The 10,960-nt window shown below is 64.4% G+C and carries 11 protein-coding genes; 6 read left to right on the plus strand and 5 right to left on the minus strand.

The annotated features are described in order from the left end of the window. Nucleotides 1–174 precede the first annotated feature (174 nt). The 3 genes from FRZ40_RS24605 to FRZ40_RS24615 form a co-directional block, all read right to left on the minus strand. Entirely contained in the window at nt 175–1,287 is a 1,113-nt protein-coding gene (locus FRZ40_RS24605) for a GGDEF domain-containing protein (RefSeq protein ID WP_147235876.1), read from the minus strand. Between the two features lie 9 nt (nt 1,288–1,296). After that, on the minus strand, nt 1,297–1,923 hold the full coding sequence (locus FRZ40_RS24610) for a hypothetical protein (protein ID WP_147235877.1): 627 nt from the start codon (nt 1,921–1,923) through the stop codon (nt 1,297–1,299). A 327-nt stretch (nt 1,924–2,250) separates the two neighbouring features. Continuing rightward, nucleotides 2,251–2,871, minus strand: coding sequence for a LysE family translocator (locus FRZ40_RS24615; protein ID WP_028368165.1), 621 nt, complete (start codon nt 2,869–2,871; stop codon nt 2,251–2,253). A 187-nt stretch (nt 2,872–3,058) separates the two neighbouring features. On the opposite strand from FRZ40_RS24615, the gene FRZ40_RS24620 reads away from it, so the two are divergent. The 5 genes from FRZ40_RS24620 (at nt 3,059) to FRZ40_RS24640 (ending at nt 8,098) form a co-directional block, all read left to right on the plus strand. Next, entirely contained in the window at nt 3,059–4,774 is a 1,716-nt protein-coding gene (locus FRZ40_RS24620) for a SulP family inorganic anion transporter (RefSeq protein ID WP_147235878.1), read from the plus strand. A gap of 256 nt (nt 4,775–5,030) precedes the next feature. Next, nucleotides 5,031–5,429, plus strand: a complete 399-nt coding sequence (locus FRZ40_RS24625) for a VOC family protein (protein WP_028368163.1) — start codon at nt 5,031–5,033, stop codon at nt 5,427–5,429. A gap of 55 nt (nt 5,430–5,484) precedes the next feature. Continuing rightward, nucleotides 5,485–6,096 (plus strand): tat (twin-arginine translocation) pathway signal sequence, encoded by a 612-nt coding sequence (locus tag FRZ40_RS24630; RefSeq protein WP_147235879.1) that lies wholly within the window; start codon nt 5,485–5,487, stop codon nt 6,094–6,096. Between the two features lie 15 nt (nt 6,097–6,111). Further along, nucleotides 6,112–7,695, plus strand: a complete 1,584-nt coding sequence (locus FRZ40_RS24635; RefSeq protein ID WP_147235880.1) for a GMC family oxidoreductase — start codon at nt 6,112–6,114, stop codon at nt 7,693–7,695. A 67-nt stretch (nt 7,696–7,762) separates the two neighbouring features. Continuing rightward, entirely contained in the window at nt 7,763–8,098 is a 336-nt protein-coding gene (locus tag FRZ40_RS24640) for a ribbon-helix-helix domain-containing protein (protein ID WP_147235881.1), read from the plus strand. Between the two features lie 15 nt (nt 8,099–8,113). On the opposite strand, the gene FRZ40_RS24645 is transcribed toward FRZ40_RS24640, so the two are convergent. Both FRZ40_RS24645 and FRZ40_RS24650 read right to left on the minus strand, forming a co-directional pair. Then, nucleotides 8,114–9,166: a sensor domain-containing diguanylate cyclase gene (locus tag FRZ40_RS24645; RefSeq protein WP_147235882.1), complete on the minus strand. Its 1,053-nt coding sequence runs from the start codon at nt 9,164–9,166 to the stop codon at nt 8,114–8,116. Nucleotides 9,167–9,281: 115 nt separating this feature from the next. Next, nucleotides 9,282–10,190, minus strand: coding sequence for a LysR family transcriptional regulator (locus FRZ40_RS24650; protein ID WP_147235883.1), 909 nt, complete (start codon nt 10,188–10,190; stop codon nt 9,282–9,284). 110 nt (nt 10,191–10,300) lie between these two features. Here FRZ40_RS24650 and FRZ40_RS24655 point away from each other — a divergent pair, with 110 nt between their 5' ends. After that, complete coding sequence (locus FRZ40_RS24655; protein ID WP_147235884.1) at nt 10,301–10,942, plus strand: glutathione S-transferase family protein; 642 nt, start codon at nt 10,301–10,303, stop codon at nt 10,940–10,942. Nucleotides 10,943–10,960 lie beyond the last annotated feature (18 nt).

Raw genomic sequence — 10,960 nt, forward strand, 5'->3', positions numbered from 1 at the left:
CATAAAAGACGGCGCGCATGCTGCAGCCGCCGTCACCTTGCTGCACCGTTATAACGGCAGCGCCGGGCGGAAGTTGATTGCGATTTTCAGTTTCAGACGAAAGAGCACAGACGTGCTGCCGCGGCGCGGTTTATCGCCCGAGTCGACCGGATGGAAACGGTTTTCGCGTGCGAATCATGCGTGCGGGGCGGGCGGCGCTGGAGGAATGGCGAACGCGTAGCCGTTCTTGCCGTGGCGCTTCACCTGGTACATCGCGCCGTCGGCGGCGGCGACGAGCAGACGGGGATCGGCGACGCGATCAGGCCAGGTCGCAATGCCGACGCTCGCGCGCACGAGGCCGAGGCCCAGGTGCGCATCGGTGGCGCCGACGCAGTTCATGAGCCGCGTCGCAATGCTCACCAGTTCCGCGTCGCCGCCGAAATCCGTGACGAGCACCGCGAATTCGTCGCCGCCCATCCGCGCGACGAGATCGCCGGGGCGCAGCGACTGACGGAAGCGCAGTGCTAGCGCGATGAGGAAGTCGTCGCCGATGCTGTGGCCGAAGGTGTCGTTGACCTGCTTGAAGCCGTCGAGATCGATATAGAGCAGCGCGCAGGGGACGGGGATACGTCGGGCGGCGATCCTGTCGAGCCGTGCGAGCAGTTGCTGGCGATTCGGCAAGCCTGTCATCGCGTCGTGCTGCGCCGCGTGCCGGAACTGATGCGTGAGCCCGGCGAGCCGCCGATGCCGCCGCGCGACTACGACGAGCGCCGCCAGCAGCGCGCCCGTCACCACGACGGTCAGCACGGCCAGCACACTCGCGACGCGCAGCGTGCGGCGGCGCACGTCGGTGCTGATCGCGTCGCGGCGCATGCGCCAGTAGTCGGCGGTCGCGGCCAGCGATTGGCGCAGGTCGTCGAGGTTCTTCGCCGTGGCGTCGGCCTGCGGCAGACGCGGCGCGGGAATAGGGCTCGAGCCGATCAGCGCGTCGAGTTCGGTCACGCGCGTGTCCAGTTCGTCGAGCGCCTGCCTGTATTGGCTGTCGATGCCGCCCGGCGTGGGCCGCTTCGGCGGCGGCATGCGTTTCAGCAGGCTCGCGGCGTCGAGCGCATTGTCGGCGCGCGCGACGGCCTCCATGACGAGCGACGCGTACTGCTGCTGAAAATGATCGGAGTAGAGCGCGCGCACCTGCACCGCGATATAGAGCAGGCCGGCCACGAGACACGCCAGCGCGATCGCGCCGACCGCGATCGGCTGCGGGCGCCACCGCCGGCTGGCTGGGCGGATCGGCGTGACGGTTCGCTTCACGCCAAGGGTTTAGGGATGCGAATAGGGATCGGAGTTGGGATCTCGGGGACGGCCGTGATAGCCGACCTTGCGGAACATCGCCGTCAGCCGCGACACGAACGATTCCTTCGGTTTCGCGCGTTGCGCGTGGCGGTTCGCGCTGTTCGGCTGCTTGCCACGGTCGGCGCGAGCGGCAGCCGAACTGGGCGCGGTACGGGCGCCTTGCGGCGGATCGTCGGCGGCCTCGGCATCCGTTTCATCGTCGGTTGCCTGCGCTGCGGCGAGCGCGTCGCTGTCAGCGAGCGACGCGGTTTTTTGCGTGGGCGCTGCGGGTATCACGCGGCCCGAGACGGCGCTCGTCGGCACGGCCGCATGACTGGGGATGTGCAAGTCGGCGGCGGCGCTGGTCGCCATCGCCGGAAGCGGGCGCCGGGCCGCCTGCATTGCCTCGGCGTACGCTACCTGATCGCGGCTGAACCAGATCACATAGGCGGCCGTGCCCATCACGCCGACGGCCAGACCCATCGCCGAGATGAGACAGATTTGCACCCAGTTGTAATGACGTGCATGCTGATCGTCGCTTTCGGGTAGAAACGCGCTGTCGTAATGCTGCTGCCGGCGGCCGCGCGCGCGGTCCGGCGAATCCTGTGCGTCCATGTGTGCAACGCCTCCGACCCTTGCGGTCTGCGTTTGTCAATGGCGGGACGGTGCGTCGCGGGCGCACCGGTGAAATCTGCTCGGGGATAACCGTGGTCTCGGAGCAATTATCAAGCCCGGGAGGCGCCGATATCCGGCGAATATGCCGGCTGGAGGCAACGCGGAGCCCGCTCGCAAGGACAGGGTTATATCGTGGTCATTCTACTGTTAACTCGCGAGACGGGCGGTTGCGCAAAACGGACGCTTCAAGCGTTTTGATGCGCGCGGCAGCCGGTTAAACCGGTGCGCTACCGGAGAAATTTCCAGGCTGTGGTCTGCGTGAAAGGCTCACGCGAACAGACGCAACACGATGGGATAAAGCGACCCGACGAGCATCAATGCCATCGCGATGTTGAACGTGCGCAGCCAGACCGGCTTCGACAAGGCGCGGCGCATTGCGGTGCCGAACGCGGCCCACAGGCAGATGCACGGCAAGCCGATCACGTAGAAGATGAGCGCCATCAGCAGCGCGTTGGTGCCGAAGTCGGTACTCAGGTGGATGGTCGTCGCAGCCGTCAGCACCATCATCCACGCCTTGGGGTTGACCCACTGGAACGCGATCGCTTCGTAAAAACGCATCGGCCGGCGTTCGCCCTTCTTCACCTGCATTTCGCCCGACGTGCCGATCTTCCATGCGAGATACAGCAGATACGCGACGCTCAGCACTTCGAGCACCGTGTACAGCGCGTCGAAACGGCGGAACGCTTCGCCGAGCCCGAAACCCACCGACAGCATCAGCAGCACGACGCCCGCACTGATCCCGAGAATATGCGGCAGCGTGCGGCGAAAGCCGAAGTTGACGCCCGAGGCGAGCAGCATCGTGTTGTTCGGTCCGGGTGTGATAGTGGTGACGAGCGCGAACAGGATGCCGGCGGGCAGGGCGCTGGCGCTCAGGGTGTCGAGGGTCATGAACGGCTCCGCAAAGTGATTCGAGGTTTTGCGAGAGTGTAACGATCATCGCCAGTACAGTACCGGTACAAATTGATAGATGATTTCCGGTACGGAGCGGAGCGGCGGCGGGATGCCTTGCCAGAGCGCGAAGATTCAGGGCAGGATGCGTGAACAGATCCTCATTGCAACCTCATCGCAACCGGGCATGCAAACTCCAAAAGACAAACCCGCCGCACGACTCAGCGTGCTGAAGGGCGTCCTTCCCGTCGATCGCGCGATGGCGTGGCGGGACGTGTTCTCGGGCATCTCGCTCGCGTCGATGGACATACCGCAGGTGCTGGGCTACGCGCGCATTGCCGGCATGCCCACCGTGACGGGGCTGTACACGGTCTTTTTGCCGCTCGTCGCCTTTGCGTTCTTCGGCGCGTCGCGGCACCTCGTCGTGGCGGCCGACTCGGCAACGGCGACGATCTTCGCCAGCCGGGCGTCAACCATCGCGCCGATGGGCAGCGCCGAGTACGTCGCGCTGGCGGGCATGGTCGCGTTGCTGACGGCGGCGCTGCTGCTGCTCGCGCGCATCTTCAAGCTCGGCTTTCTCGCCGATTTCCTGTCGCGCACGGTGCTGGTCGGTTTTCTGACGGGTGTGGGCATCCAGGTGTCGATCGCGATGCTCGGCGACATGTTCGGCATGACCGTGCCGTATCCGTCGTCGCGAAGTCTTGCGCAGCTGGCGTACGTCGTCGGTCACGCCGCGCATGCGCATCTGCCGACGCTTGCGCTCACCGTGCTCGTGGTCGGCGCGATTCTGATCAGCAAACGCTTCTGGCCGCGCGTGCCGACGCCGCTCATCGCCGTCGCAGGCAGCATCGCGGCGAGCAGGACATACGATTTCGCCGCGCACGGCATCACCGTGCTCGGGCCGATCAGCGGCGGCTTGCCGCCCTTGGCGTTTCCGGCTGTCACGTGGCAACAGTTTCTCGATCTCGTGCCCGTCGCCGCATCGTGCTTCGTGATGATCATTGCGCAAAGCGCTGCGGCGGCGCGCGTGTTCGCACAGCAGTATCACGAAGAAGTCGACACCAACGCCGACATTCTCGGGCTGGCGGCAGCCAATGCCGCGGCCGCGTTCAGCGGTACGTTCGTCGTCAACGGCAGCCCGACGCAAACGGCGATGGCCGAGCGCGCCGGCACGCGCAGCCAGATCGGACAACTCGCGTTTGCCGCGGTCGTCGTCGTGGTGTTGCTGTTTCTGAGCGCGTATCTGCAATACCTGCCGCATTGCGTGCTCGCCGCGATCGTCTTCACGATCGCCGTCGGCCTGATCAATGTGCCGAGCCTCGCCGCGATCCGCGCCGAAAGTCCCGGCGAATTCACGCTGGCGCTGATCACGGCGGCCGCCGTCGTGATGGTCGGTGTCGAACACGGCATTCTGCTTGCCGTCGCGTTGTCGCTGCTGCGGCACGTGCGGCATAGCTATCGCCCGCATACGATGGTGCTGGAGCCGTCCACGTCGAACGGAAAATGGCGGCCCGTGCCTGCGATTCCGGGAATCATGACGGCGCCGGGTCTCATCGTGTACCGCTTCGGCGCCGATCTGTTCTTCGCCAACGATCACCTCTTCTGTGCGGAGGTCGTCGATCTCGTCGATGCCGCTTCGGGCGATTTGCATTCGCTCGTCGTCGATGCGGCCGCGATCACCGCGCTCGACTATTCGGCGGCGCGCACGTTGAGCGATCTGATCGAGGATCTGCACGCGCGCAAGCTGGCTGTCATCTTCGGGCGCGTGAATCCTTATCTGCGATCGGACATGGACCGTCACGGCATCACGCCCGTTATTGGCGAGGCGAATGTCTTCGATACGCTGCATGAAGCGCTCGCGGCTGCGGGTATCAGTCCGCCGCATGAGGTGGGCGCGATATAGAGGCGCCGCGCGATGCGTCCGGCTTATCGCTTACCCTGGATCGCGCATCGACGGCAACATCGCAAAGCGTCTGCATGCTGCACTGCACGCCCTGCACGCACGGCGCATCGCTTCGATTCCACGCCCTGCCAACCCATCGGATCCGCTACGTAATGCGCATCCGCAACATAGGGCAAGTCCCTAAGCGCATTTAGCCCTGCATTACCACTGCGCAAGTCGCGCTCCTACACTCAATATCACACGGAGGAGGGACGACATGGCCAAACTGATTCATACCATGATCCGCATTCAGGATCTGGACCGCTCGCTCAAGTTCTATCAGAACGCATTCGGACTCGCGCCGTCGCACCGGCTCGACTTCCCTGATTTTTCGCTTGTCTATCTGCGCAACGACGAATCCGACAACGAGATCGAACTCACCTGGAACAAGGGGCGCGAAGATGCGTATTCGCACGGCGACGGCTACGGTCATGTTGCGTTCGTCGTCGACGACGTGAAGCGCGAACGCGAGCGTCTGCTCGAACTCGGCATGACGCCGAACGACGTGCGCGAATTTCACAACGACGACGGCGCATTGCTCGCGCGCTACTTCTTCATTCTCGATCCCGACGGCTACAAGATCGAAGTGCTCGAGAAGCACGGACATTATCAATAGAAAGCCGCGCTAGACGCGGCGTCACCCCACCACACAATCATGCAAGGAGACAGGCATGAGTCGCAAAGTGATTCCCATCGAAACGGAGTCGGCAAGCGCACATGCGCCGCACGCTCCGCGCTCGCTCTCGAGGCGCGAATGGCTGAAGGGTACGGGCGTGCTGGTCGGCACACTCGCGTTTCCGTCGATCCTCGCGACGCTTGCGCCGAGCCGCGTCTGGGCGGTCGAGATGCAGGCGCTCGACACGCACCAGGGCGCCGTGCTGCTCGCGTTCGTCAAACAGCAGTACCCGCACAAGACGCTCGACGATGCCGTGTATGCACTCGTCGTCAAGGATCTCGACGGGAAGGCGCAGAAGGATCCCGCCGTGCGTCAGCAACTCGCTGACGGCGTGAAGCAGCTGGACGCGCTGAACGGTTCCGACTGGACCAAACGCTCGCCCGCCGATCAGGCACGCGATGTCGCTGCAATGGAGAAGACGCCGTTCTTCACGACCGTGCGCACGACGGCCATCGTCTCGCTGTACAGCAACGACATGGCGTACGCGCACTTCGGTTACGGTGCGGCGCTGGGCGATGGCGGCTATCTGAACAAGGGTTTCAACGACCTCGTCTGGCTGCCGGATCCGCCCGCCATCGCAAGCGGCCCGATCCCCACCGACAGCTGAGCATGGAGACCTGACATGGACGACAACAACAAGGTGCATTTCTCGCACAACGATGCGCGCGCCGTGGTCATCATCGGCTCGGGCGCGGGCGGCGGCACACTGGCGAACGAACTGGCGCAAAAGGGCATCGACGTGATCGTGCTGGAAGCCGGCAAGCTGCATACGCAGGGCGATTTCACCACCGACGAGTGGGGCTCGTTCTCGATGCTGTCCTGGCTCGACAAGCGCACGACGTCGGGCAGCTGGCGCATCGCCACCGACTTCCCGAATCTGCCGGCGTGGATCTGCAAGACCGTCGGCGGCACGACGACGCACTGGGCGGGCGCGAGCCTGCGCTTTCAGCCGCATGAATTCAAGGCCAAAACGCATTACGGCGCGATCAAGGATGCAAACCTGCTGGACTGGCCCGTCACCAGCGAGGAAATGGCGCCTTGGTACGACCGCGCCGAGAAGAAGATGGGCGTGACGCGCACGAACGGCCTGCCGGGTTTGCCCGGCAACAACAACTTCAAGGTGATGTACAACGGCGCGACGAAGGTCGGCTACAAGGAATGCAACACCGGGCACATGGCGACCAACAGCATCGTGCGCGACGACCGCGCGCATTGCTTCCAGCGCGGCTTCTGCTTCCAGGGCTGCCGCACGGGCGCGAAATGGTCGACGCTCTACACCGAGATTCCGCGCGCGCAGGCGACCGGGCATATGGAGTTGCGCACCCAGGCGCAGGTCGTGAAGATCGAGACGGACGCGAAGGGCAAGGCGAGCGCCGTCGTCTACTACGATGCCGACGGCAAGCTGCAACGACAGAAGGCGCGCATCGTCGCGGTGGCGGGCAATGCGATCGAAACGCCGCGTCTGCTGCTCAATTCGCATTCGAGCCGTTTCCCCGACGGCCTCGCGAATTCATCGGGACAGGTGGGGCGCAACTACATGCGTCACACCACGGGCTCCGTCTACGCCGTGTTCAACGACAAGGTGGATATGTACAAGGGCACGACGATGGCGGGCATCATCGAAGACGAAGCGCGCTTCGATACGTCGCGCGGATTCGCGGGCGGTTATCACATGGAGACGGTGTCGCTCGGGCTGCCGTTCTATGCCGCGTTCCTCAACCCAGGCGCATGGGGTTCGGACTTCACGCAGGCGATGGATTCGTATCCGTACACGGCGGGCATGTGGATCGTCGGCGAGGACATGCCGCGCGAGACCAACCGCATCACGCTGAATACGAACGTCAAGGATCAGTACGGTCTGCCCGTGCCCAACGTGCATTTCGACGATCACCCGAACGACGAAGCGATGCGCGAGCACGGCTTCAGGCAGGGCAGCGCCGTGTATCAGGCGGCGGGCGCGAAGACCGTGTACCGCGTGCCGCCGTATCCGTCGACCCACAATCTCGGCACGGCACGCATGAGCGCGCGGGCGCAGGACGGCGTGTGCAACAAGTTCGGTCAGACGCATGACGTGCCGAACCTGTTCATCTCCGACGGCAGCCAGTTCACGACGGGCGCTGCGGAAAACCCGACGCTGACCATCGTGACGCTCGCGATCCGTCAGGCCGACTACATCGCAAACCAGATGAACAGGCGCACAATCTGATCCAAACACGTGAGTGCGGCGCGCGTTGTGCAAGCCGCCGCACTCATATGACAAATGGAGACAAACCATGTGCAACGTGTACGTCAACGCGGACCCGATCCTGTACGAATCGCGCACACGGTCGCTGCGGATCCACGGCGTGATCACGACCGTACGGCTGGAGAATCTCTTCTGGGACGTGCTGCATGAAATCGCGTCGCGCGAGAACATGACGACCACGCAATTCGCCGTCAAGCTCTACGACGAACTGATCACGCTGCGCGGCGAGGTGCCGAGCAATTTCGCATCGTTCCTGCGCGTGTGCTGTCTGCGCTATCTGTCGATCGTCGCAGGCAAAAGCGAGTTAACCAGCATTCCCCTGCCGGTCCCCGAGCCGAAGCCGCGCGTGCTGAAGACGGTATGACGGTTCAGCGGGGCTTTATCGCGAGTGCGTGCGGAATGCCTCGCCACCTAGGCCCGCGCGATCGACGGCCACGATGCGGTTGCGGCCGTTGTCCTTCGCCTGATACAGCTGCGCGTCGATCAGATTGATGAACGCAGTCGTATCCGTCTTGCCGTCCGGCACGATCGTGCCGACGCCGTAGCTCGCTGTCACACGCTGATGATGCGGTGAACGCACATGCGCGATCGCTTCGGCGTCGATCAGTTCGCGGCAGCGTTCCGCCATTTTCACAGCGGTGTCCGCGTCGGTATCCGGCAGCACCATCACGAACTCTTCGCCGCCGAAGCGCCCGAGAAAGTCGTCGGCGCGCGCGGCTTTCGCGAGCACGCCCGCGACGCGCTTCAGGCATTCGTCGCCCTGAATGTGGCCGTAGTAATCGTTGTAGGCCTTGAAGAAGTCGATGTCGATCATGATCAGCGACAGCGGCTTGCCGCTTTCCTTGCCTGCCGCCCACGCGCGCTGCATGACGGCATCGAACATGCGGCGATTGCCCGTGCCCGTCAGCCCGTCCTTGAACGACAGCTCTTCGAGTTCCTTCTGCAGACGCGCGAGCTTCTCTTCCGTGCGCTTGCGTTCGCTGATGTCGAACATGAAGCCGATCAGCGAATCGACGCCGCCATCGGGCTTGCGCACCACATGCACCACATCGCGCAGCCACACATAGCCGCCGTCCTTCGTCAGTGCGCGATAGTCGGCTTCGTGATCGGTGCCCGCCTGCGATTGCGCGACGCAAAATTCCACTACCTTCTGGCGGTCGTCGGGATGCATGCGTTCGGCCCAGTCGTTGACCGTCTTCCATGACGACGGCGCCCAGCCGAGCAGCGCTTCGATCTGCGGGCCGATGTAGGTGAACGCCATCGTCGCCCAGTCGATCTTCCAGGGAATCGCCTTCGTCGATTCGAGCAGCGTGCGATAGACGGCGCTGTCGTGTTCGAGCCGCTCGCCTTCGGCGCGCATGGTGGCGTTCGAGTCGTCGTGGCGCAGAAAGGCGGCGCCGAGCATGTGTTGCGTGTCGTCGATGTTTTTCATGTTCGTTTCTTGTTCAAGGGTATTCGCTTCGTGTCACAACGGCCCGGCACGCGTCGCACTTGATCGGCTGAAACCCGGACGGACAATTCTACCGATCGGCGGGGATCGCCCGATTTCAGGCGTTGCGCGCGAGATAGTCTCTGAACGTGTCGATCAGCGCGCGAACTTTGGGCGGCGTGTGCTGCGTCGGCGGAAACACGGCCTGGATACCCGCCGCTTCCGTCGACCATTCGGGCAGCAGGCGCACGAGACGCCCGGCCGCGACGTCGGCGCGGATCGAAAAGTCGGTCAACAGACCGAGGCCGCCGCCCGCGAGCGTCGCCGCACGCGCGGCTTCCGCCGTGTTCACGAGAAACGCATTCTCGCAGCGCGCGCTGTCGGTGTGGCCGTCCGTGTGGCGCAGATCAAGTGTTTGCGGGCGCGGCAGAACCGTTAGCGCGACGAAAGGCAGCGGGGGCAGATCGGCGGGCGTGTGCGGCTCGCCCCAGGTGTCGATGAACCCGGGACTCGCGACGACCCACTTCTCGAAGCTGCCGAGCTTCACCGCGCGATAGTTCGAATCGGCGAGACGCCCGAGCCGGATCGCGACGTCGATGCCGTCCGCGATCAGATTGACGAGGTGATCGCTGCACAGCAGTTCGATATCGAGCCCTGGATGCGCGCGGCGCAATTCGACCAGCACGGGCGCGACCACGAGCGTGCCGTAGTCGATCGGGCAACTCACGCGCAGCGTGCCGCGCACGGGCGCTTCCTCGCCGCCGATTTCAGCGAGCGCTTCCTCCGCCGTGCGCAGGATTTTCACGCTTGCGTCATAGAACGCGCGGCCCGCTTCCGTGATGCCGAGGCGCCGCGTCGTGCGCACCAGCAGGCTCGCGCCGACTTCCGCTTCGAGCCTCTGTATGTGCGTGCTGACCATCGTCTTCGCGAGCCCGAGCCTGGCCGCGGCCGCCGTCAGCGAGCCGGCGTCGACCACGGCGACGAAGACGGACAGCCGGTTCAGGTTCACGTCGCGTACGTCTGCCATGTCGATTGTCCACTTTCGGGTGATTGTGTTTTCAAGGTTATCAGTCTTCTGCGGCAAGGCGGCGCGCATTAACCTGCAATTGTCCAACATGACCGAACCCGGAGACCCGAATGCCCGCAGCCAAGCCCGCCCAGCCGATCCGCCTGTACACGACCTTGCTGTCGGGTCACGGGCATCGCGTGAAGCTGTTCCTGACGTTGCTCGATCTGCCGTTCGAGGTAATCGAGCTGGACATGCGCGCGGGCGACAACCGCAAGCCCGAGTATCTGGCGCTGAATCCGTTCGGCCAGGTGCCGACGATCCAGGACGGCGACGTGACGCTATTCGATTCGAACGCGATTCTGGTGTATCTCGCGACGCGCTATGGCGACGCCTCGTGGCTGCCCACCGATCCGCCCGGCGCGGCCGCCGTGCAGCGCTGGCTGTCGCTGGCGGCGGGGCAGATCGCGTACGGTCCTTGCGCGGCGCGCCTCGTCACCGTGTTCGGCGCGCCGCTGCATCACGACACGGCGAAGTCAATCGCGGTGAAGCTGTTCGACGTGATCGACCGGGAACTGGCGACGAAGCCGTTCGCCGCCGGCGAACACGTGACGATCGCCGATATCGCCGCGCACACGTATATCGCGCACGCGCCCGAGGGCGGCGTGTCGCTCGAGCCGTATCCGAACATTCGTGCGTGGCTGCGTCGCGTGGAAGCGTTGCCGCGTTTCATCGCGATGCCGTCGACCAAGGCGGGCCTGCTCGCCGGATAAATAGCGAGCGGTTTCCTC

It is taken from the genome of Paraburkholderia azotifigens (assembly GCF_007995085.1).
Taxonomy (GTDB): domain Bacteria; phylum Pseudomonadota; class Gammaproteobacteria; order Burkholderiales; family Burkholderiaceae; genus Paraburkholderia; species Paraburkholderia azotifigens.